The 21,508-nt window shown below is 65.9% G+C and carries 18 protein-coding genes; 11 read left to right on the top strand and 7 right to left on the bottom strand.

The features are described 5' to 3' along the window. Positions 1 to 66: 66 nt before the first annotated feature. Genes EV560_RS14690 through EV560_RS14700 form a run of 3 tightly spaced genes read right to left on the bottom strand, consistent with a single transcriptional unit; the run spans position 67 to position 2,938 of the window. Positions 67 to 909, bottom strand: coding sequence for a carbohydrate ABC transporter permease (locus EV560_RS14690; RefSeq protein WP_131856519.1), 843 nt, complete (start codon positions 907 to 909; stop codon positions 67 to 69). Then, positions 909 to 1,856 (bottom strand): carbohydrate ABC transporter permease, encoded by a 948-nt coding sequence (locus tag EV560_RS14695; protein ID WP_248312051.1) that lies wholly within the window; start codon positions 1,854 to 1,856, stop codon positions 909 to 911. The genes EV560_RS14690 and EV560_RS14695 overlap by 1 nt, the downstream gene beginning before the upstream one ends. 5 nt (positions 1,857 to 1,861) lie before the next feature. Further along, a complete protein-coding gene (locus EV560_RS14700) occupies positions 1,862 to 2,938 on the bottom strand; it encodes an ABC transporter ATP-binding protein (protein ID WP_131856520.1) in 1,077 nt (358 codons plus the stop codon). A 170-nt stretch (positions 2,939 to 3,108) separates the two neighbouring features. On the opposite strand from EV560_RS14700, the gene EV560_RS14705 reads away from it, so the two are divergent. The 10 genes from EV560_RS14705 (at position 3,109) to EV560_RS14750 (ending at position 14,003) form a co-directional block, all read left to right on the top strand. Then, on the top strand, positions 3,109 to 3,819 hold the full coding sequence (locus EV560_RS14705) for a FadR/GntR family transcriptional regulator (protein WP_207908030.1): 711 nt from the start codon (positions 3,109 to 3,111) through the stop codon (positions 3,817 to 3,819). A gap of 37 nt (positions 3,820 to 3,856) precedes the next feature. Further along, positions 3,857 to 5,863 (top strand): glutaminase domain-containing protein, encoded by a 2,007-nt coding sequence (locus EV560_RS14710; protein WP_131856522.1) that lies wholly within the window; start codon positions 3,857 to 3,859, stop codon positions 5,861 to 5,863. A gap of 65 nt (positions 5,864 to 5,928) precedes the next feature. Then, positions 5,929 to 6,222, top strand: coding sequence for a hypothetical protein (locus EV560_RS14715; RefSeq protein WP_131856523.1), 294 nt, complete (start codon positions 5,929 to 5,931; stop codon positions 6,220 to 6,222). A gap of 206 nt (positions 6,223 to 6,428) precedes the next feature. After that, positions 6,429 to 8,099 (top strand): acyl-CoA dehydrogenase family protein, encoded by a 1,671-nt coding sequence (locus EV560_RS14720; RefSeq protein WP_131856524.1) that lies wholly within the window; start codon positions 6,429 to 6,431, stop codon positions 8,097 to 8,099. A 15-nt stretch (positions 8,100 to 8,114) separates the two neighbouring features. Continuing rightward, positions 8,115 to 8,945, top strand: coding sequence for an AraC family transcriptional regulator (locus tag EV560_RS14725; RefSeq protein WP_131856525.1), 831 nt, complete (start codon positions 8,115 to 8,117; stop codon positions 8,943 to 8,945). 175 nt (positions 8,946 to 9,120) lie between these two features. Beyond that, positions 9,121 to 9,846 carry an alanyl-tRNA editing protein gene (locus EV560_RS14730; protein WP_131856526.1) on the top strand — a complete coding sequence of 242 codons (726 nt, stop codon included), beginning with the start codon at positions 9,121 to 9,123 and terminating at the stop codon, positions 9,844 to 9,846. Positions 9,847 to 9,855: 9 nt separating this feature from the next. Continuing rightward, a complete protein-coding gene (locus EV560_RS14735; RefSeq protein WP_131856527.1) occupies positions 9,856 to 10,791 on the top strand; it encodes a DMT family transporter in 936 nt (311 codons plus the stop codon). Beyond that, positions 10,788 to 11,855, top strand: coding sequence for a Glu/Leu/Phe/Val family dehydrogenase (locus tag EV560_RS14740; RefSeq protein ID WP_131856528.1), 1,068 nt, complete (start codon positions 10,788 to 10,790; stop codon positions 11,853 to 11,855). The genes EV560_RS14735 and EV560_RS14740 overlap by 4 nt, the downstream gene beginning before the upstream one ends. Positions 11,856 to 11,861: 6 nt before the next feature. Further along, the gene (argE, locus tag EV560_RS14745) at positions 11,862 to 12,977 is read left to right on the top strand and encodes an acetylornithine deacetylase (RefSeq protein ID WP_131856529.1); all 1,116 of its coding nucleotides are present in this window, start codon (positions 11,862 to 11,864) and stop codon (positions 12,975 to 12,977) included. A gap of 225 nt (positions 12,978 to 13,202) precedes the next feature. Continuing rightward, positions 13,203 to 14,003 (top strand): endonuclease/exonuclease/phosphatase family protein, encoded by an 801-nt coding sequence (locus tag EV560_RS14750; RefSeq protein WP_131856530.1) that lies wholly within the window; start codon positions 13,203 to 13,205, stop codon positions 14,001 to 14,003. Positions 14,004 to 14,417: 414 nt separating this feature from the next. Here the strand turns inward: EV560_RS14750 and EV560_RS14755 are convergent, their stop codons facing one another. From EV560_RS14755 to EV560_RS14765, 3 genes are all read right to left on the bottom strand, one after another. Next, on the bottom strand, positions 14,418 to 17,606 hold the full coding sequence (locus EV560_RS14755) for an efflux RND transporter permease subunit (protein WP_131856531.1): 3,189 nt from the start codon (positions 17,604 to 17,606) through the stop codon (positions 14,418 to 14,420). A gap of 93 nt (positions 17,607 to 17,699) precedes the next feature. After that, positions 17,700 to 18,800 carry an efflux RND transporter periplasmic adaptor subunit gene (locus EV560_RS14760; protein ID WP_131856532.1) on the bottom strand — a complete coding sequence of 367 codons (1,101 nt, stop codon included), beginning with the start codon at positions 18,798 to 18,800 and terminating at the stop codon, positions 17,700 to 17,702. After that, a complete protein-coding gene (locus EV560_RS14765; protein ID WP_131856533.1) occupies positions 18,797 to 19,636 on the bottom strand; it encodes a TetR/AcrR family transcriptional regulator in 840 nt (279 codons plus the stop codon). The genes EV560_RS14760 and EV560_RS14765 overlap by 4 nt, the downstream gene beginning before the upstream one ends. A gap of 230 nt (positions 19,637 to 19,866) precedes the next feature. Between EV560_RS14765 and EV560_RS14775 the strand changes: the two genes are divergently transcribed. Then, entirely contained in the window at positions 19,867 to 20,307 is a 441-nt protein-coding gene (locus EV560_RS14775) for a Ros/MucR family transcriptional regulator (protein ID WP_131856534.1), read from the top strand. Positions 20,308 to 20,602: 295 nt separating this feature from the next. Here the strand turns inward: EV560_RS14775 and purU are convergent, their stop codons facing one another. After that, positions 20,603 to 21,466 (bottom strand): formyltetrahydrofolate deformylase, encoded by an 864-nt coding sequence (purU, locus tag EV560_RS14780; RefSeq protein WP_207908031.1) that lies wholly within the window; start codon positions 21,464 to 21,466, stop codon positions 20,603 to 20,605. Positions 21,467 to 21,508: the final 42 nt, after the last annotated feature.

Here is a 21,508-nt window from a genome sequence, read left to right on the forward strand (position 1 = left end):
GTTAGACCGCTTGTCCTGTTGCTGCGGCGCCGGTCCGGTCTTTCCAGGCGCCGTTGATTGTGGATCTCAGTGCCCAACGCGGCCGCTCACCGCGTTGACGATGTGACGTTGGAAGAAGAGATAGAGGATCAGTACGGGCAGGCCGGCGAACACGGCCTGCGCCATGAGAAAGCCGATGCCTTCGGTCTGCGCGAAATTGGTCTGCATCGCGGCCAGACCGATGGTCAACGTGTACATGTCCGGCCGGGTCGCCGAGACCAGCGGCCAGAAATAGTCGTTCCAGGCGTGCAGGAAAGTATAGATTCCCAGCGTTGCCTGGGCCGGTATGGTGAGCGGCAGCACCACCCTGAAGAAGATCTTGAGGCGCGATGCGTTGTCGAGCATCGCCGCCTCCTCGATCTCGCGCGGCACGCCCTTGAAATATTGCGTCATCAGAAAGACGCCGAAGGGAAAGGCGAGGCGAGGCGCGATCAGCGACGCATAGGTGTTGTGCAGGTCGGCGAAGGCGAACATCGTATGCAGCGGCACGATGATCGCCTGCTCCGGCACGGCGAGCCCCGCGAGCGTCAGGAGAAAGACGATCCTCTTGCCCGGGAAATCGGTGCGCGCGAAGCCGTAGCCGGCGAGCGTGGCGAGGATCAGCGTCAGGACCGTCTGGCCGACGGCGACGATGGCGCTGTTGAGCATCCAGCCGAACACCGCCGAGGTGGCGACGATGTCGATGTAGTTCTTGACCGTGAATGGCGGCGACAGGATGCCGCTCGTCGTGCGCATCAGGACGTCGTTGGGCTTGAAGGACAGGCCTATCACCCAGACGATCGGCGCCATCCATGCGGCTGCGAGCAGCAGCACCGCGGCGAAGATCAGCCGGTCGCCGACATTCCGGTGTCTCGCGCGTCGGCCTGCCATCAGTCGTCCTTCTGCCGTGCGACCCACATCTGGGCCGCGGCGGCGATCAGCATGACGAAGAACAGAACTTGCGAAGCGGCAGCGGCATAGCCCAGGGCCCAATCGCGGAAGCCGGCCTCATAGATGAACATGACCATCGGGCGCGAGGCATTGTTCGGCCCGCCATTGGTGATCAGGTTCGCCTGCCCGAACAGCTGGAATTGCAGCACGATCTCGAGCACGGCGACCAGGAGGATCGTGCGCCGGATCGCCGGCAGCGTGATCTTGGTCAATGTCCGCCAGCGCGAGGCGTTGTCGAGCGCCGCCGCCTCGTAAACCTCGTCGGGAATCTGTTGCAGGGCCGCGAGGAACAGCATCATCGGCAGGCCGATCGTCCACCACACGGTCACGATCGCGATGCCCGGCAGCGCCAATGTCGCGTCCGCGATGAAATTCGGTGCCGGCAGCCCGATCGCGCTGGTGATGTTGAACAGCAGGCCGCGGTCCGGCATGTAGACGAGGCGCCAGACCAGCGTCACGATCGTCACCGACAGCACCAGCGAGCCGAAGAAGACCGAGCGAAGGATGACGCTCGACCGCCAGGCGTTGTTCAAGGCCAGCGCCAGGAACAAGCCCACGACGATGAAGGACGGCACTGTGAGGACGACGAACAGGATCGTGTTCCAGATCGTCTGGACGAAGATCCGATCGCGAAACAGATCCTCGAAATTCTTCAGCCCGACAAAGCCGCCATAGCCGCCGAGCATGTCGTAGTCCTGCAGGCTCAGCCAGGCGCCGAGAAACAGCGGCACGACAATGAGCAGGATGAAGACGACGAAATAGGGGGCGACGAACAGCGCATGGCTGATGGTGCGGCGGCCGACGACATCAGGGTCGACCTTCCGAGCAATGCGTTTGGCGGGCGCCCCGTGGCCGATGGTCTCCGTCATGGCGTCGACCGTGGCCATGGCATTCAGCTGCCGCGGCGGGCGCGGCCATCCGCGCCGAAGAGATGCATTTGCTCGGGTTTGAACCCGATCGAGACGGAATCGCCGACCGCGACGCCGCTATCGCCGGAATCCTCGTAGACCAGGCTCGTTCCGTCCCGCAGGCGCGCATAGACCAGCGTCTGGTCGCCCAGCCGTTCGACCACCTCCGCCTTCGCCGCGATCTGACCGCCGGGATGGATGTGCTCTGCCCGCGCGCCCAGCACGACGTCCTCGCCGGAGGGCAGGGCGGAGATCGGAATCGCCGTCTCGACCACGCTGCCATCGGGCAAGGTCGCGGCGGCGCGGCCATTCACGCCCGGCGCCACCTTCACCGGCAGCACGTTCATCGCCGGCGTTCCGACGAAGGTCGCGACGAAGCGCGTCGCCGGTGTCCGATAGATTTCCATCGGCGTGCCGACCTGCTCGATCTTGCCCTTGTTCATGACCACGATACGCGTCGCCATGGTCATCGCCTCGACCTGGTCGTGCGTGACGAAGATCATCGTCGATTTGAGCCGCTGATGCAGCCGCGCCAGCTCGATGCGGGTGCGCGAGCGCAGCGCCGCATCGAGATTGGAGAGGGGTTCGTCGAACAGGAACGCCTTCGGTTCTTTCACGATGGCGCGGCCGATCGCAACGCGCTGCTTCTGACCGCCGGACAATTGCGAAGGCTTGCGCGCCAGCAGATGCTCGATCTCGAGAATGCGCGCCGCGCCGTCGATCTTTCGGTCGATCTCGGCATTGCCCATGCCGATATTGCGCAGCCCGAAGGCCATGTTCTCCTTCACCGACATATGCGGATAGAGCGCATAGTGCTGGAAGACGAGGGCGACGCCACGCTGACCGGGGGCGATCTGGTCGACGCGCGTCCCTTCGATGAGGATCTCGCCCGAGGATACCTCTTCGAGCCCGGCGATCATGCGGAGAATAGTGGTCTTGCCGCAACCGGACGGCCCAAGAAGCACCGCGAACTCCCCGGAGGCGATGTTCAAGGACAGATCAGCAATGACTTCGACGGCGCCGAAACTCTTCGAGATGCGCCGCAGCTCGATGCCCGCCAAGCGAGCCTCCTCCCTGCAAGTCTCGTGAGCTATTGGACTCGCATTTGTATTATGTTTAGAACCTAGCGATCCCGCTGACGGCGTGTCAACCGCTCTGCACGCGAGGACGATCCGGACCAATGAGCAGAAGCCGGGCAGAAGATGGGGCGGGAACGCTAAGCGCACGCGTGATGGACCAGATCGGCACGCGTATCGTTTCCGGCGCCTACAAGGTCGGCGCGACGCTGCCGCCGGAGCTCATGCTGTGCGAGGAGTATGGGCTTAGCCGCACGCCGCTCCGCGAGGCGATGAAGAAGCTGCACGCCAAGCGCCTCATCGCGATGGGGCCGAAAAGCGGCACGCGCGTTCTGCCCGAAAGCTGCTGGAATCAGCTCGATCCCGATCTCCTGCGCTGGAGGTTCGCCTCCAGTCCCGATGAATGGCTCCTTGGACAATTGCAGGAGCTGCGCATCGCCTTCGAGCCCGAGGCCTGTCGCCTCGCGGCGCAGAACGGCTCGGCGGCAGCCCATGTCACGATCAGGGAGGCATTCGAGCGTCTTGCATCGGCCTCGGCCGATCCCTCCCGCACGATCGATCCCGATGTCGAGTTTCACGCGTCGATCGCCAGGGCGACGCAGAACATCTTTCTCGTCAGCATCAGCGCCGCGATCAGCACGGCGCTGCATCTGCAGTTTCAGCTGGCCGCCGAGCGCGAGACATTTCCCGCGAGCGAGCTCGAGCAGCATCGCCTGATCTGCGATGCGATCCTGGCGCGCGACGGCGAAGCCGCGGCTCGCCATATGCGTGCCCTGATCGGACAGTCGCGCGCCTCGCTGGTCGAGGCGCTGCCCCGAATGCGCGGCAAGCGTCGCCGCCCTGCATCGACCGCGGCGGTGACATAGCCGCACAACGCGAAACCGAAGAAGGAGATTGAGCCCGATGCCTGAGAGGTTGCGCCGGCCGCCCGCGGTCCCACTCGTCGTGGTCGATCCCTATACCAGCATCTGGTCCTGCAGCGACCGCCTCACCGACGATTGGCCCCGACACTGGACGGGCACGAAGATGGCGCTTTACGCCGTCGTCCGCGTCGACGGCGTCGCCTATCGGATCATGGGCGGACCGGAATGGCTGTCCCGGGCGGGGGAGCAGATCAGCTGCCGCGTCAGGGCGACGAAGACCGAGTATCTCTTCCGTTGCGGCCAGGTCGAGATCGGTCTCGACTTCGTGACGCCGCTGCTCGTCGACGATCTCGATCTCATGTCGCGGCCGGTGACCTATGTCAGATTCTCCGCGCGCTCGCTCGACGGCAAGCGGCGCAAGGTCGCCTGCTATCTCGACATGACCGGCGAGATCGCGACCAACCTGCCGCACGAGCGGGTGTATTGGGACCGGCACGAGCGCGATGGTCTGACCGCCATGGCATTCCGCCACGAGCACCAGCCGATCCTCGAGAAGGCCGGCGATCACCTGCGGATCGATTGGGGAACGGCCTATCTTGCCGGTCGCAGCGAGGCGGTCACGGCCGTGGTCGGCGACATCAATCTCTGCCGCGATGCTTTCGTCGCCGGGCAATCGATCATTGGCCGCGAGCCGCGCATGCCCGCGCCGCGCAAGGTCGATTACAATCAGGATGCGATCATCGCACTCTCGTTCGATATCGTTGCTGGCCGCGACCGGCCGGGCAGCGAGACCGTTCTGATCGGCTATGACGACGAGTACTCGATCGAGTTCTTCGGCAAGAAGCTGCGCCCGTGGTGGCGACGCGACGGAAAACTCGACGGCCTGGGCGTTCTCGCCCTGGCCATGCGCGAGAGCGACGAGGTGCTGGCGCGGGCTGGGCGGTTCGACGAGGAACTCGAGAAATCCGCGACGAAGCTCGCCGGACAGCCTTACGCCGAACTTTGCGCGCTGGCATGGCGACATACGATCGCCGCACATAAATTATGCGTCGGGCCGGATGGCGAGCCGCTCTTCTTCTCCAAGGAGAATTTCTCCAACGGCTGCATCGCCACGGTCGACGTCACCTATCCCTCGGCGCCGCTGTTCCTCGTATTCAATCCCGCGCTGCTGCGGGCGATGATCGATCCCTATTTCGCCTATTGCGCGAGCCCGGCCTGGCCGTTCAGGTTCGCGGCGCATGACCTCGGCACCTATCCGAAGGCGAACGGACAGACCTATCGCGGCTTCGACAAGAACCCGCAGCAGGACATCACCGACACGCAAATGCCGATCGAGGAATGCGGCAACATGCTGATCCTCGTCGGCGCGCTCAACCGTGCCGACGGCGACGACGACTACGTCGCCAAGCATTGGGAGATGCTGACCCAATGGGCCGAGTATCTCGTCGAAGCGGGCGCCGATCCGGGCGATCAGCTCTGCACCGACGACTTCTCGGGCGTCCTCGGCCACAACGTCAATCTGTCGGGCAAGGCGACGATGGGGCTCGCCTGCTACGCCGCATTGGCCGAACGGATCGGCAAGCCCGATGTCGCCAAGGAATATCGAGGGATCGCCGAGGAGTTTGCGAGCCACCTTCTCGTCAAGGCCAGGGAGAACGGCGCGACGCGCCTCGCCTTCGACCAGCCGGGCACCTGGAGCCTGAAATACAACCTTGTCTGGGACCGTCTCCTCGGCTTCGACCTCTTTCCCGAGGCAGAGATGAGGCGCGAGCTCGCCTGGTATCGCAGGCAGGTCCAGCCGGCCGGCGTGCCGCTCGACAATCGCTCGACGCTGACCAAGCCGGAATGGATGCTATGGGCGGCCTCGCTCGCGCATGACCGGCGCACCTTCGGCGATTTCGCCGAACGCATCGTGCGCTATGCCAATACGACACCCAACCGCGTGCCGCTCTCGGATCTGTATTACACGGACAGTGCCCGAAAGATCGGATTCCAGGCGCGCTCCGTGCTCGGCGGCCTTTTCATCGCCTTCATGGACCGCTGGTGAAGTCGACTGACACGGCGTGAGAGGTTTGCCGGGGCGTATTCCGCCAAATGCCGGAGATCGTCGCCATGGCGACGGTCTCCAGGCCGCGAGAATTGGGTCGAGAGCAGCCGGTCGTCATCAGGCTCAGGCCCGATGGCGTCGGCTTCTCGCTCGTGACGCGGGCGTCGTTCCAGGGCGTGCCACTGGAGTACGGCAGCTTCAGCACGGCCTCGCGCATTCCCGACAGGCTCCTCGACCTCGGGCTCGGGCTCCAGGTTTCGTCCGGCTCCGGCCTCGAGTTCACCGCCGAATATCGGTCACAGGTCGGGAAGGATTACATCTCGCAGGGCGGCACGGCGCGCCTGTCCTGGCGGTTCTGAGAGGGAGAATCTGCGCCCGCATAGGCGAAGAAGACCGGCGCGCGCTGGGCCGCGGTGCAATGCCCGCCGGAATCGGCCGGTCAGATGAACCTCTGCCCGACCGGCGTCGCCGCGCCGAGGGCGGCGTCCGCAATTTTGGCCAATAGCCAGCGGTCGCCGATGCGCTAGGCTTCCGAGCAGACCAGATCCTGCCCAGGGAGGCTGTCATGCTCGCGACGGAAGCCCGAATCTATCCGACCACGACCCATGAGGTGACCAACCAGTCCGGCGCGCTCACCGGCGTGAACCTCTTCGGTCAGGACGCTATCCTGCGGGATACGGTGCTGCGCGAGGGCGCGGGGTGGGTGGCGGAGCCTGCGGCGCTGCTGGGGGAGGCGGCCGGCGATCCGGTCTGGCAGGACCATGCCCATCTCGCCAACCAGAACGGGCCGTGTTTCAAGAGCCATGACCGCTTCGGCCATCGGATCGATCTCGTCGAGTTCCATCCGAGCTATCACGCCCTGATGGGCCTCGCCTTCGGCTCCGGCGTGCACTCCCTCGGCTGGACCGCCAACCGGCCCGGCGCCCATACGGCTCGCGCGGCCTTGTCCTATCTCTGGAACCAGATCGAGAACGGCGTCGGCTGCCCGACCGGCATGGCCTATTCGGCGATACCCGCGCTGCGGCTGGTCCCTGAGATCCAGGCCGCCTGGGAAGCAAAGGTGCTGGCGGACGCCTATGATCCGCGCCCGCTGCCGATCGCGGAGAAGGCCGGGGCGACCATCGGCATGGCGCTGACCGAGAAGCAGGGCGGCTCTGACCTGCGCGCCAACGCGACCCGCGCCATACCGGTGAATGGCGGTAGTCCGGGCGGCGAATACCGCCTGACCGGGCATAAATGGTTCTGCTCCGCACCGATGAGCGACGCCTTCCTGACGCTCGCCCAGACCGAAAAGGGGCCGTCCTGCTTCTTCGTCCCGCGCTCGCTGCCGGACGGCACCCGCAACCGCTTCTTCATCCAGCGGCTGAAGGACAAATGCGGCAATCGCTCGAACGCCTCTTCCGAGATCGAATATGACGACACCTATGCGGTCCTGCTCGGCGAGGAGGGGCGCGGGGTCCGCATCGCGATCGAGATGGCGCATCTGACCCGGCTCGACTTCGCCATCGGCTCGGCCGGGCTGATGCGCTGGGCGCTCAGCCTGACGCTGCACCACACCCATAACCGGCGGGCCTTCCAGCGCGTGCTGGCCGAACAGCCGCTGATGCGCAACGTGCTCGCCGATCTCTGCCTCGAATCGGAGGCCGCGACCCTGCTCGCCTTTCGCCTGGCGCGCGCCGTCGACGAGGCTGCTTCCGGCTCGGAGGAGGCGCGCCTGCTGGAACGCATCCTCACTCCGGTGGCAAAGTTCTGGAACTGCAAGCGTGCGCCCGCCTTCGTCGCGGAATGCCTGGAATGCCATGGCGGCAACGGTTTCATCGAGGAGCAGCCGATGGCACGGCTCTATCGCGAGGCGCCGCTGAACGGCATCTGGGAGGGCACCGGCAACGTGATCTGCCTCGACGTGCTGCGCGCCCTGCAACGCGAGCCCGATACGCTCGCGGCGCTCCTGGCGGAGCTCTCGTTGGCGCGCGGGGCCGACCGCCGGCTCGATCTCGCCATCGACGCCCTCGAGACCGAGCTCTCGGACACGCGTGACCAGGAGCACCGCGCCCGCCAGATCGCGGCCCAGATCGCGACGGTGATGGAAGCGGCGCTGTTCGCGCGCTGCTCGACACCAGCCGCAGCGGATGCGTTCATCGCGTCGCGCCTCGAAGGATTGCCCAATCGCGCCTTCGGCAGCCTGCCGCGCGATTGCGATCTCGGTTCGATCGTCGCACGATCGCGGCTCACCTGACCTTCGGAAAGCAACTTGGCCCGCGTCGATCTCCGCAACTCCTCCCGCTACTGGCGCGACCCTCGGGTGCCGGGCCTCAGCTGCCTCGTCGCCGACTTCACCAGCCATGATTATGCGCCCCATAGCCACGAGGCCTTCGTCGTCGCCGTCACCGAGGCTGGAGGCGCCGAGTTCAAGAGCCGGGGCCGGACCGACGAGGCCAGGACCTCAACCTTACTGGTGTTCAACCCCGACGAGCCCCATTCGGGGTGGATGGGTTGGAGCTCACGCTGGCTCTACCGGGGGCTCTATCTGACGTCCCCGGCGATCGAGACGCTGAAGACCGCGCTCGGCCTCGACACCACCGCCTATTTCACCCGCAACATCTTCAACGATCCCGACCTGATCCACGCTTTCCTCTCCCTGCATCGCATCCTCGATGACGGGAACGATCCCCTCGAGGAGCGCGAGCTTCTCCTGCGCAGCTTCGGTGCGCTGATCCGGCGCCATGCCGCCGGCGAGCCCAGGCTGGCGCAGCCGGCGCGCGACCAGGCCAAGGCGACCCGCATCCGCGAGATCATGCGGGAGCGCCATGCCGAGGAACTCACGCTCGAACAGCTCGGGGCGGAGGTCGGGCTGACCCCGTTCCAGCTGATCGCCCTGTTCAAGCGCAGCACGGGGCTGACCCCGCATGCCTATCTCACGCAGCTGCGCCTCAAGGCGGCGATCGCGGCGCTCGGCCGGGGCGCGCCGATCGCAGCCGCGGCACTCGATGCCGGCTTCTACGACCAGAGCGCGCTGACGCGGCATTTCAAGCGCGCCTATGGGATCACGCCGCTGCAATGGGTGCACGCCGCGGCCGACTGACCCGCCTTCTCAATTTCCGCCAATAGCGGCGCCTCGCGCTGCGCCAATCTCGCCTGCACGCAAACGCCCCGCCGGGGCCTGGCGCATCGGCCCCGGAAGTGGATTGCTGCGTTCGGATAAACCGATGCGAAAACAAGGAGCTGGATCAGTCCGATGATCTGGCAAGGTGAGACGCATGTCCCGTTACTTCTGCCTCGACCATCCGGACGTCCTGACGCTGACGACAGAGGTCGTGCAGGCGCGGCCGGGCCGGGTCGCCCTTGCGGAAAGCCCGTTCTACCCCGGCGGCGGCGGGCAATTGCCCGATCGCGGCACGCTGGCCTGGGATGGCGGCGAAGTCGTGATCTCCGGCTTTGAGAGCGAGGGCGGCCATCTCTGGCATGTGCTCGCCCAGCCGCTCGAGCTGCCGCCGGCCTCGGTCGAGGCGCGGGTCGACGCGTCCTTCCGGCGGTTGATGCGCGCGCTGCACACCGATCTGCACATCGTCAACGCGGTGGTCTTCCAGGATTTCGACGGCGCGCTCGTCACCGGCGTCCAGATGAACGAGGACGGCACCGCGCGCATCGATTTCGACCTGCCCGATGCTGATAACGAGCGCCTGCGCGCGATCGAGGAGAAGGTCAACGCGCTGATCCGGCGGGATCTGGCCGTGCACCAGAGCCATGTCCCGGAGGCGGCGGCCTTCGCTGAGCCGGGTCTGATCCGCTCGCGCTCCGTTGCTCCGCCGCCGACCTCGGATGGCAAGGTCCGCATCGTCGAGATCGTCGGCCTCGACCGGCAGGCCTGCGGCGGCACGCATCTCGCCTCGACGGGAGACTCGCCGCCGATCCGCATCCTGAAGATCGACAACAAGGGCCGGCACAATCGCCGCCTGCGTATCGGCCTCGCCGGCACCCTGTGAGGCAGCGCGATGGCGACCCTCAGGCGTCTCTGGGCGCAGCCATTACTGCTCCTGCCGCTGCCGCCGCTGTTCTGGGCCGGCAATCTCGTGCTCGGCCGCGCGCTCGCCGGCTCCTTTCCTCCGGTCTCGCTCGCGGTTGGCCGCTGGGTCGTCGCGCTCGCCTGCCTGCTGCCCTTCGTCCTCGGGACCATCGGCCCACAGCGACAGGCGCTGATCCGCGCCCGCGGCCTCATCTTCGCCTGCGGCGCCTTCGGTATCGCCGGCTACAATGCGCTGGGCTATCTCGCCCTGCAGAGCGCGCCGGCGGCAAGCGTCGCCTTTCTCAACTCGACCCTGCCGCTGATGGTGCCGCTCGCCGCTTTCCTGCTCGGCGTCGAGCGCGTCTCGGCCCGCACCCTTGCCGGCATCGCGATCTCCTTCGTCGGCGTGACCTGGATCGTCGCGCGCGGCGAGGCCTCGACGCTGTCGGGATTGAGCCTCGCCGGCGGCGAGCCTCTGGTGCTGATCGCGGTCGCCAATTACGCGGTTTATTCGGTGCTGCTGCGCCGCCGGCCGGCCGATCTCGATCCGCTCGTCTTCCTGGCCGCGACGATGGCGGCGGGGCTGCTGGTGCTGCTGCCGTTCTGGATCTGGGAGCTCGCGCGCGGCGCGACGATCCCGACGACCCCCGGCCCGATCGCGGCAGCGCTCTATATCGGTGTCTTCGCCTCGCTGCTGGCCTTCATCATCTGGAACCGCTGCGTCGCGCTGCTCGGAGCGAGCGTGACCGGCGCCTCCTTCCATCTCGTCGCCCTGTTCACCGCCGCGCTCGCCTTCCTGCTCCTCGGCGAGCCCGTGCGGCCGTTCCACCTCATTGGCGCTGCGCTGATCCTCGGCGGTTTCGTCCTCGCGGCGACCGGTGGCCGTCCCACCACATCCCGACTATCCGGAGGATCCAATTCATGACCGTCTTTTCAGATGAGGCCTTCTGCGATCACGAGCAGGTCGTGTTCGTCTCGGACGAGGCTTCCGGGTTGAAGGCTCTTATCGCCATCCACGACACCACGCTCGGTCCCGCCCTTGGCGGCTGCCGCATGTATCCCTATGCCGATGAGGAGGCGGCGCTGCGCGACGTGCTGCGCCTCTCGCGCGGCATGACCTACAAGGCCGCGGCCGCGGGCCTCGAGCTCGGCGGCGGCAAGGCGGTGATCATCGGCGATCCCCGCAGCCAGAAGACACCGGCGCTGCTCCAGGCGATGGGCCGGGCGGTCGAGCGGCTCGCGGGGCGCTACATCACGGCCGAGGATGTCGGCACGACGGTGGCCGATTTCGCCGAAATGCGGAAGGCGACGCATCATGTCGTCGGCCTGCCGGTCGAGCTCGGCGGCACCGGCGACCCGTCCCCGACCACGGCGCTCGGCGTCTTCCATGGCCTGTCCGCCGCCGCGCGTCACTGCTGGGGCGCTGCGAGCCTGGCGGGCCAGCATGTCGCGGTGCAGGGCCTTGGCAATGTCGGCTGGCACCTCTGCCAGTTGCTGCATGAGGCCGGCGCGTCGCTGACGGTCGCCGATGTCCACGCCAGCCGTGCGGCGAAGGCCGTCGCGACCTTCGCCGCGCGGGCCGTTGCTCCCGAGGCGATCTATGCTGCCGACGCCGACATCTTCGCGCCCTGCGCCATGGGCGCGGTGCTGAACGACGTGACGGTCAAGCAGCTGCGCTGCGGCATCGTCGGAGGCGCGGCCAACAACCAGCTCGCCCGCGAGGATCATGGCGAGCTCCTGCGCTCGCGCGGCATCCTCTATGCGCCGGACTTCGTCATCAATGCCGGGGGCATGATCCGCGTCGCGTCGGAACGTGACGGCTACGACCAGGACCTCGTCGGCCGCGGCGTCGAGGGAATTGGCCGCACGCTGCTCACCATCTTCCAAAGTGCCGAGGAGGCTGGCGTCGCGACACATGTGGCGGCGCTCCAACTGGCGCAGGCTCGTCTTGGCCAGGCTCGGGCCGCGCAGGCTGCGCTGGCGGCGTGAGCGGCGATGACCGGGACAGTCGCGCTGCTGGAGGAACTGGTCGGCTTCGACACGGTGTCGAGCCGGTCGAACCTGGCGCTCGTCGAACGCGTCGCCGACCGGCTCGGCAGCGCCGGCGCGCGCATTCGGCTGAGCCATGACGACAGCCGGAGCAAGGCCAATATCCTCGCCAGCTTCGGGCCGCGGGCGCCAGGCGGCGTCGTGCTCTCGGGCCATACCGATGTCGTTCCGGTCGACGACCAGACCTGGTCGTCCGACCCGTTCGCCCTGACCGAGCGCGATGGCAAGCTTTATGGCCGCGGCGCCGCCGATATGAAGGGCTTCGTCGCGGCGTGCCTCGCCGCTGCGGACGGCTTCGCGGCCGCAGACCTCGCGCGGCCCATCCATATCGCCCTGTCCTATGACGAGGAGGTCGGCTGCCTCGGCGTGCCCAGCCTGATCGAGGATCTGCTGGCGCATGAGGGCAAGCCGGAGCTTGCCATCATCGGCGAGCCGACCGGGATGCGCCTCGGCGATCGCCATCGCGGCTTTCTCGGCTTCCGCACGCGATTCGAGGGCAGGGCGGCGCATTCGAGCGATCCGAGCGCCGGCGCCAGCGCGATCTATCCCGCCGCGGATTTCATTGGCTTCCTGAAATCCGTGGGACATCGGACCGGAACGGGGAGCGACAGGACGACCATCAATATCGGCCGGATCGTGGGCGGCTCGGCGATCAATATCGTGCCATCAGCCTGCGAGGTGCTGTGGGAGTTCAGGCCGGTGACGCCACAGGATGCCGGCGAGACCGAGCAACTGGTCTCAGCCTATCTGGCGCGCGCAATGCCGCCGGAGGTCCGCCAGTCGACGCGCCGGCATATCCATGTTCCGCCCCTCTGGGCCTCCGGCGGCGAGCCGGCGCTGGTCGTGGCCGCCGCGCTCGGGGGCATCGGTCCGCCCTTCGCGCTGCCCTTCGGCACCGAGGCCGGCTTCTTCCAGGCCGCCGGCATATCCGCGGTGGTGTGCGGGCCGGGATCGATCGCACAGGCGCACCAGCCCGACGAATGGATCGAGCGCTCCGAGCTCGACGCCGCCGACGCCTTCCTCACCCGCCTCGTGGACTGGGCCCGCTGCCGGCAATCCTGAATGGCCGTAGCCTCGAAGCCAGGGCTCGTTCCACCTGGTCGATGGAAGCGTGAGGTAGCTCTCAATCAACGGCCGACACGGGTCGGAAGCGCACCGGCACGGAGCTCCGAGCGGACCTCGACATTGCGGCCGCCCAGGCAATTGGTCAGGAGGCTATCGACCCCAAGACGTTGTCGCCGCTACAACGCCAGCGGGCGTGGCCCCGTCGAGGCTCAAGGCTGATAGATGAAGATCATGTGTCTGAACGGCTGGGGCGGGAAGCTCCACGCGCCGCTCATTGCCTACCTGGGATCGTCATCTCCAGACATCCTCTGCTTGCAGGAGGTGGTGCATAGCCCTGAGACCACGAAGGATTGGCTGACATACCGGGACGGAGGCTACGTCCTCCCGCAACGGGCGAACCTGTTTCGCGATGTCGCGAGTGTCCTTCCGGACCACACGCCAATCTTCTGTCCGGCCGCGCAAGGCGTACTCTGGGATGGAGCATCATCCATCCCTTCCCAGTGGGGGCTTGCAACATTCGTGCACCGCACCCTGCCGATCACAGGTCAGGTGCAAGGCTTCGTACACAAAGCCTTCTCGCCCGATGGCTATGGCGAGCACCCGAGGTCTCGAAGCGCTCACGTCGTCCGGGTCTTCGATTTCGCAAAGGCGCGGTTCGTCTGCGTCGCCCACATGCACGGCTTGCGCGATCCAGGGGGAAAGGCCGATATCCCCGAACGGATCGCACAAGCCAACCGGCTGGCGGAGCTCGTCCAGCAGATCGCAGAACCGGACGATCCTGTAATCGTCTGTGGAGACTTCAACGTCGAGCCCGGGAGCCGAACGTTTGAAATCCTCGGCCGTATCGGTCTGGTCGACCTCGTCACCGCACGGGGGTTCGGCAGCACCCGCACGTCTCACTATTCGAAGGCAGGAAAATTTGCCGACTACATGTTTGTAAACGATCGCGTGGACGTGGCGGATTTCACTGTGGTTACCGAGCCCGAGGTCTCGGACCATTGCGCCCTGATTCTGACATTGTAGGACGTTTGAGTGGCTCGATGTGTTGCGGTGCGCGCTATAACGAGAGAATATGCTAGATGAACGCGTTCCCAACCAATACTCAGAAGATTTTTCTTAAGTCATTACTCGCAGCTTTCAGGCTATTTAGGTTATCTGATATTTTATTTTTGCGGACTGTATTTTTACTAACACAGAATGTGAGCTTCTGCATACGAGTCGCAGAAGAGGTATGCGGACATAAATATCCACAGTCAAAGATCATGGTTTTTGAGAATTACCAAAAATCACCCTAGATCGCAACGATTACATTCGGGACAGGTAGGCGGGGCGGCGTTATTGAAATGCGCCCCCTTTCCCTTGAAGGCCGTGGAAGGCTTATCTCGGAAGAGGAGGGGAAATCAGCTCGGCATGCACGGCGGCTGCCTTCCTGCGAACCTACTCCGCTGCCATTCGCCTGCCTGCGAAGGCCGGTAGCGCCTCCTCTTGCACCGCAGCGGCCGGCGCTTCGGCCGGCGTCGCCCGCTGGTCGAGGCTCTTGCGGAACCACAAGGCGTAGAGCGCCGGCAGGAAGAGCAGGGTGAGGAAGGTGGCGACGAACAGCCCGCCCATGATCGTGGTCGCCATCGGGCCCCAGAAGGCGCTTCCCGATAGCGGAATCATGGCGAGGATCGCGGCGAGGGCCGTCAGGATCACCGGCCGGGCACGTCGCACCGTGGCTTCGACGATCGCCTCGCGGCGCGTATGCCCGCCGGCGGCGACGTCCGCCTCGATCTGATCGACCAGGATCACGGTGTTGCGCATGATCATGCCGGCAAGGGCGATGAGACCGAGCAGGGCGACGAAGCCAAAGGGCCGTCCGGCGAGGTTGAGGCCGAGCGAGGCGCCGATGATGCCGAGCGGGGCCGTGAGGAAGACGAGGAAGAGCCGGGAGAAGCTCTGCAACTGCACCATCAGCACGGTGAGCATCAGCGCCAGCATCAGCGGGAACAGCTTGAAGATGGAGTCGTTGGCCTTGCCCGATTCCTCGATCGCTCCGCCGATATCGATGCGATAATCCTGCGGCAGCGCGTCGATGATCGGCTTGAGCTGGGGATAGATCCCGCCGGTCACGTCGGGCGCCTGCACGCCGTCGATCACGCGACCGCGCACCGACAGCATCATGTCGCGGTTCTGACGCCAGATCAGAGGTTCCTCCGCGGTCCGTTCGATACGAGCGATCTGTGCCACCGGCACGGCTCGTCCGTCGCGCGACAGCAGGTTGAGGTCTCCGATCCGGGAGGGATCGAGGCGCTCGCCGGCGGAGGCGCGCGCCACCACCGCGATGTCCTCGATGCCGTCGCGAACGGTGGTGATGGTGGCGCCGTTGACCAGCAATTGCAGCGTCTGCGCCACATCCTGCGGCGTCAGGCCGAGCGCCCGGGCGCGGTCCTGGTCGACCACGAGCCTCATCGAGGGCTGGCGCTCGTTCCATTGCAGGTTGGGATCGATGACGCGCTTGTCGGCGAGCATGGTCTTGCGCACCTGCTCGGCGATGTCCCGGATCTTGAGCGGATCGGTGCCCACCACCCGGAACTCCACGGGGTAGTCGACCGGCGGACCGAAGTCGAAGCGCGTGACGCGGACGCGCGCCTCGGACAGGGCGCCGTCACTGAGCGCCTTCTCGATCTTCGCCTTCACGCGTTCGCGCGCCTCGACGTTCTCCGGCAGGATGACGATCTGCGCATAGGCCGTATCGGGCAGTTGCGGGTTGAGACCGAGCCAGAAGCGCGGCGAGCCCTGACCGACATAGGTGGTGTAGCTCTTGATGTCGGGATCACCGTCGATCAGCCGCTCGCCCTTGATCGCGACGGCCTTGGTGGCATTGATCGAGGTACCGGCCGGCATGCGGATCTCGAAGAAGAGCTCGGGCCGGTCGGAGATCGGGAAGAACTGCTGCTGCACATGGCCGAAGGCGACGACCGCCCCGGCGAAGACGGCAAGCGTCGCCATCGTCACGGTCAGCCGCCGGCGCACGCAGAAGCGCACCACGGCGCGCAGCATGTTGTAGAGGCGGGTGTTGTAGATCGCCTCCGGGTCGGGATGGGCGTGGCTCTTGAAATTGGGCAGCAGCAGCACGCCGAAGAGCGGGGTGAACACCACCGCCACCACCCAGGAGGCGATCAGGGCGATCGCCACCACCCAGAAGATGCCGCCGGCATATTCGCCCACCGCCGAGACGGCAAAGCCGATCGGCACGAAGCCGATCGCGGTGACCAGCGTGCCGGTGAGCATGGGGAAGGCGGTCGAGGTCCAGGCGAAGGCGGCGGCACGCTCGCGCGCCCAGCCCTGTTCCATCTTCACCACCATCATCTCCACCGCGATGATGGCATCGTCGACCAAAAGGCCGAGCGCGATGATGAGGGCGCCGAGCGTGATGCGGTTGAGGTCCATGCCGAGCATGTTCATCACCAGCACGACCACGGCCAGGACCAGCGGCACCGATGTCGCGACGACGATGCCGGTGCGCCAGCCCAGCGAGAGGAAGCTGACGCCGAGCACGATGACGAGCGCTTCGAGGAAGGAGCGCAGGAACTCGAAGACGGCATGGTCGACCACGGCCGGCTGGTCGGCGATCTGGGTGACGTCGATGCCGACGGGCATGCCGGAGGTGAACCTGTCGACGGCCGCCTGCACATTCTTGCCGAAGGTGAGGATGTTGGCGCCCTTGGCCATCACGACGCCGATCCCGAGCGCCGGCTCGCTGCCCTGGCGGACCAGGAAGCTCGGCGGGTCGGCATAGCCGGCGGTGACGCTTGCGATGTCGGACAGGCGGAACAGGGCGCCATTGGCCGAGACCGGCGTCGCCTTCACCGCCTCGACCCCGTTGAACGCGCCGGTGACGCGCAGCGGAATGCGCTGGGCGCCGGTTTCGAAAGTGCCGGCCGGCGTCACCGAATTCTGCTTGGCGAGACTGTCGAAGATGGTCTGCGGGGAGACGCCGAGGCTGGCGAGCTTGGCCGTGTCGAAATCGACGAAGATGGTCTGCTGCTGGTCGCCGTAGAGATTGACCTTGGTGACGTCGGGCACGCGCAGCAGCGCCTTCTTCATGGCGTCGGCCTGGTCCTTGAGCTGGCGGTAGCTCGCGCCCTTGCCGGTGATCATGAAGAGCAGGCTGTCGACATCGCCGAATTCATCATTGACGTTGGGGCCGATCAGCCCGGCTGGCATGTCGGGCTGGATGTCGGTCAGCTTCTTGCGGAGCTGGTAGAACAGTTCCGGCACCATCTTTGGCGGCGTCTCGTCGCGCAGCGACAATTGCAGGGCCATGAAGCCCGGCGTCACATAGGTGCGCGCACGGTAGAAATAGGGCAGCTCCTCGAGCTTCTTCTCGATCTGGTCGGCGACCTGGTCCTGCATCTCCTGCGAGGTCGCGCCCGGCCACACCGCCGTGACATTGGCGACCTTGATGGTGAAGTTCGGGTCTTCCGCACGGCCGAGATTGAGATAGGCGAGGGCCCCTCCGATCGCGAGCGCGATGACGAAGAACAGCGCCAGCGGCTTGTGCGCGACCGCCCAGGCCGAGAGGTTGAAGCGACCATGCGTGCCGTGATCGGCCTCGACCGGCTTGATGTCATTGCTCGCCATCACGTGGCTCCCGGACGGGCGGCGAGCCTGCCCGGCCAGCCGCGGAATAAAGCTGCTGAAGCGTTCTCGGGACGAGGAGTGCCGTCGCCGGGCTCACCCGCCGGCGGCGCTGCTCGCGAGCCGCACCGTCTCGCCGGCACGGAGCTTGTGCACGCCGAGCGCGACGACGGTCTCGCCGTCGGAAAGACCCTTGGACACGAGGGCGTCCTGGGCATCGTAGGCGGCGACCGTCACCGGGCGCGACGTGAGCGTCCTGGTGACCGGATCGATCACGAACACCGCCGGGCCGTGGCCCTCGTCGAGGATCGCGCCCAGAGGCAGGCGTGCCACGACGGACGAGGCATCGGCGAGCGTCACCGTCGCGGTCATGCCGAGATCGACCTCCGGCCCGGCCCCCTCGATCGAGAAGCGGGCCGGATAGGTGCGTGTCGCTGCGTCGGCCGAAGGGGTGAGCTCGCGCAATTTCGCCTGGTAGACCTTGTCGGGGCGCGACCACAGGGTCACCGTCGCGGTACCGGTGCGGGCCTTGTCGATCAGGGTCTCGGGGATCGAGACATCGGCCTCGCGAGCGTCGGCATGCGCCAGGCTGATCACGGCCTGTCCGGCGGCAACGACCTGGCCCGGCTCGCCGAGGGTCGCGGTCACCACGCCGTCGGCATCTGCGACCAGCGTGGCATAGGAGAGGGTGTTCTGGGCCAGCGTCACCGCCTTGGCGGCCTGGTCATAGGCCGAGATCGCCTGGTCGGCGGTGGCGTTCGCCCTGTCGAAATCCGAATTGGTCGACCAGCCGCGACCGCGCAAGGAGGTGATCCGGCCACGTTCGGCCACCGCCTGGTCGCGGGCGGCCTGCGCGGAGGCGAGGGCGGACTGGGCCTGCTGCAATTGCAGCGTCCAGTCTGTCCTGTCGAGGGTGGCGAGCGGTTGGCCCGCCTTCACGACGGCGCCGCGATCGACGAGGCGTTCGGCGATCTTGCCGGTGACGCGGAAGCCCAGATTGCTCTCGATGCGGGCCCGGACGACGCCGACCAGCGTGCGCGGCGCCGCGGCGGGCGCAAAGCGCACTTGCGTGGTGCTCACCGGTCGGCTGGGCTCGGCCTTCGCGGCATCGGCGGGCCTGTCGCAAGCGGCAAGGGCGCCGGCGGCGGCGAGGACGGCGGCAAGGGCAAGGCGGCGGGGTGTCGGGTAGAGGTTCATGGGTTGCGTCCGGGATTGGCGAAAGGCGCGGCCGGTGCCGTGGCGAGCCCGCGGATGAGCAGGCGGGCGAGACGGCGGACATCGTCCTCGGTGGTGTCCGGCCTGACTTCGGCGATCATGGTCGGATGGAAGGCGCCGCAGCAGGCAAAGCAGAGCGTCTTGGCATAGGCCTCGACTTCGCACGCTTCGAACTCGCCGCTGGCGATGCCCTGCGCGATCATTCGGCCGAAGAGCTCGGCCATGTAGGCGATATGCTCCTCGACCGCCTGCCAGTTCTCCTGCATGGCGACGGCGACCATCTCATGCACGGTCGCCTCGTCGGTGAAGCGCGCCTTGTTGCGCAGATGCACGCCCACGATCATCGCCTCGACCCGCGACGAGACCGGACCGGGCGCGGTGACGAAGCTCTCGGCATAGTCATGCAGCTCGGCGAGCATGCGACGGCACAAGCCGTCGTTGATGGCGCTCTTGCCCGGGAAAAAGCGATAGATATTGGCGCTCGACATATCCAGCGCATTGGCGATGTCGGCGATCGTGGTCTTGGCGTAGCCAACACGACGAAACAGTCCTTCGGCAGCATCGAGGATGTGCTCGCGGGCTTCATCGGGTTCGTATCGCGGCTTGATGGCCAAGGCCCTGATTCCTGAAGAGTGAAGATAATCATCTTTTATCACTCTTCGGTCGTCAGTCAAGAATGCGATGCAGCTCCGCAACCTGTGGCCGATCACTCGTCCGTGAGCGGTTGGCGCTTCGCGAGTGGACAAGTCGCGCGCCGTCGCCTCGACACCTGGGCGGCGCGGCAGGCCGCGAACGGTGTCACCAAACGGCAGGACCAAGGCGAGCTAGAGCAGGTACACAGGCCGGCGACGGCGAGAGCCTCTCCCGTTTCCGACGGGCGACCTGGTTAGCCATTGCTTAATCGAAAGAGGTTAAGTCTCGCAGACAATTAGTGCCGCCTTGTGCGGCCAGCTGTTGCTTTTATTCACGCATTGATTTGGCGACTGGTCTCGCCCCCAGACGATCTTGAAAACATCCGCTTCGAGCGGGATTGAATTGGGAGACCATGATGTCGGATCAAAAGATCGATGTTGTCGGCCTATCGGCCGACATCGTCGCCGCGTACCTATCGAACAATCACCTGCCCAGATCGGAACTTCCAAGCCTCATAGCGACCACGCACGCCGCCCTTACTGCGTTGGGCCAGGCAGCCCCGGTCGTCGAGAAAAAACTGGTTCCGGCCGTTCCAATCAAGAAGTCGATCACGCCGGACGCGATCATCTGCCTCGAGGACGGCAAAGCCTTCAAGACGCTGAGGCGTCACCTCAAGACCAAATATGGCATGACGCCGGAGCAGTACCGCATGAAATGGGGGCTGCCGGACGACTATCCGATGGTTGCACCCGACTATGCGGAGGCCCGCTCGAAACTGGCGAAGACCACCGGACTAGGCCGAAGCCTTGGTCGAGGTGCCAGGAAAGATCTGAAGGGCCGTCGCCGGGCTGCCTGACACACAAGTCCGATGCCGCGTCGGGGCGGTATCGGCGAAGTCTCAAGCCGAAGTCAGCGGGCGTCGCATGCGGCTCAGAGCCGTCATCGCTGCCCGCTGAAGCCGAGGCAAAGCACCCTAGAGCATTTCCGCGTTTCTTCGAATCGCGAAAATGCTCTATCTATTTGTTTTGACGCATTTTCTTCACGCGAACCGGCATCCACTTCGCTCGAAAATGCTCTAGGCCGCGCACCGCGCCGAGGGTCATCGGCACGCACTTTGAGCTGTGCGGCTCGGTTTCCACCGAAGCTTCACATCAATCCGTGAAGACGACGGCCTTCTTGCCGTTGAGCAGCACGCGATCCTCGAGATGGTAACGTACGGCGCGGGCCAGTACGCGCCGCTCGATGTCGCGCCCCTTTCGGACAAGGTCGTCGGGCGTGTCGCGATGGCTGATGCGCTCGACGTCCTGCTCGATGATCGGCCCCTCGTCGAGATCGGAGGTAACGTAGTGCGCGGTCGCGCCGATCAGCTTCACGCCGCGCTCATGCGCCTGGTGATAGGGCTTGGCGCCCTTGAAGCCGGGGAGAAACGAGTGGTGGATGTTGATGCAGCGCCCGACGAGCTTGGCCGAGAGCCCGTCCGAGAGGATCTGCATGTAGCGGGCGAGCACGACGAGATCGCTCTGGGTCTCCTGGATCAGGCGCCAGAGCTCGGTTTCCTGCTCCATCTTGGTCTGCCGGTTGATCGGCATGTGGTGGAAGGGCAGGTCGCCGAGATCGGTCGAGGCGATGTGCTCGCGGGCATGGTTGGAGACGATCCCGGTGATCTCCATCGGCAGTTCGCCGATACGCCAGCGATAGATCAGGTCGGCCAGGCAATGGTCGAATTTCGAGACCAGCAGCAGGATGCGCTTGCGGGCTGTCGCCTCGCGTAGCGAGACCGTCATCGCGAAGCGCGTCGCCAGCTCGTCCACGAGGCCACGGATTTCGCTGGCGCTGCGCGCGCCCTCGAGCCGGTCGAACACGACCCGCATGAAGAAGCGGCCGGTCTCGGTGTCGTCGAATTGCTGGGCGTCGCGGATGTTGCAGCCCGCATCTGCCAGCAAGGTCGAGACGGCGGCGACGATGCCCGGCCGGTCGGGGCAGGACAAGGCGAGGATCATCGGAGAATCGGGCATGTGACGGATCGGCCCGCTCGCGCGGGTCCCTGAAAAACGGAA

It is taken from the genome of Allobosea sp. BK604 (assembly GCF_004341515.1).
Taxonomy (GTDB): Bacteria; Pseudomonadota; Alphaproteobacteria; order Rhizobiales; family Beijerinckiaceae; genus Allobosea.

What these genes read in the sequence shown, in the direction of transcription:
- EV560_RS14750 (WP_131856530.1), top strand. Translation starts at nt 13,203, where the DNA reads ATGAAGATCATGTGTCTGAACGGCTGGGGCGGGAAGCTCCACGCGCCG.
- EV560_RS14760 (WP_131856532.1), bottom strand. Translation starts at nt 18,800, where the DNA reads ATGAACCTCTACCCGACACCCCGCCGCCTTGCCCTTGCCGCCGTCCTC.
- EV560_RS14740 (WP_131856528.1), top strand. Translation starts at nt 10,788, where the DNA reads ATGACCGTCTTTTCAGATGAGGCCTTCTGCGATCACGAGCAGGTCGTG.
- EV560_RS14690 (WP_131856519.1), bottom strand. Translation starts at nt 909, where the DNA reads ATGGCAGGCCGACGCGCGAGACACCGGAATGTCGGCGACCGGCTGATC.
- EV560_RS14755 (WP_131856531.1), bottom strand. Translation starts at nt 17,606, where the DNA reads ATGGCGAGCAATGACATCAAGCCGGTCGAGGCCGATCACGGCACGCAT.
- EV560_RS14775 (WP_131856534.1), top strand. Translation starts at nt 19,867, where the DNA reads ATGTCGGATCAAAAGATCGATGTTGTCGGCCTATCGGCCGACATCGTC.
- EV560_RS14710 (WP_131856522.1), top strand. Translation starts at nt 3,857, where the DNA reads ATGCCTGAGAGGTTGCGCCGGCCGCCCGCGGTCCCACTCGTCGTGGTC.
- EV560_RS14695 (WP_248312051.1), bottom strand. Translation starts at nt 1,856, where the DNA reads ATGGCCACGGTCGACGCCATGACGGAGACCATCGGCCACGGGGCGCCC.
- argE (WP_131856529.1), top strand. Translation starts at nt 11,862, where the DNA reads ATGACCGGGACAGTCGCGCTGCTGGAGGAACTGGTCGGCTTCGACACG.
- EV560_RS14730 (WP_131856526.1), top strand. Translation starts at nt 9,121, where the DNA reads ATGTCCCGTTACTTCTGCCTCGACCATCCGGACGTCCTGACGCTGACG.
- purU (WP_207908031.1), bottom strand. Translation starts at nt 21,466, where the DNA reads ATGCCCGATTCTCCGATGATCCTCGCCTTGTCCTGCCCCGACCGGCCG.
- EV560_RS14705 (WP_207908030.1), top strand. Translation starts at nt 3,109, where the DNA reads ATGGACCAGATCGGCACGCGTATCGTTTCCGGCGCCTACAAGGTCGGC.
- EV560_RS14715 (WP_131856523.1), top strand. Translation starts at nt 5,929, where the DNA reads ATGGCGACGGTCTCCAGGCCGCGAGAATTGGGTCGAGAGCAGCCGGTC.
- EV560_RS14720 (WP_131856524.1), top strand. Translation starts at nt 6,429, where the DNA reads ATGCTCGCGACGGAAGCCCGAATCTATCCGACCACGACCCATGAGGTG.
- EV560_RS14735 (WP_131856527.1), top strand. Translation starts at nt 9,856, where the DNA reads ATGGCGACCCTCAGGCGTCTCTGGGCGCAGCCATTACTGCTCCTGCCG.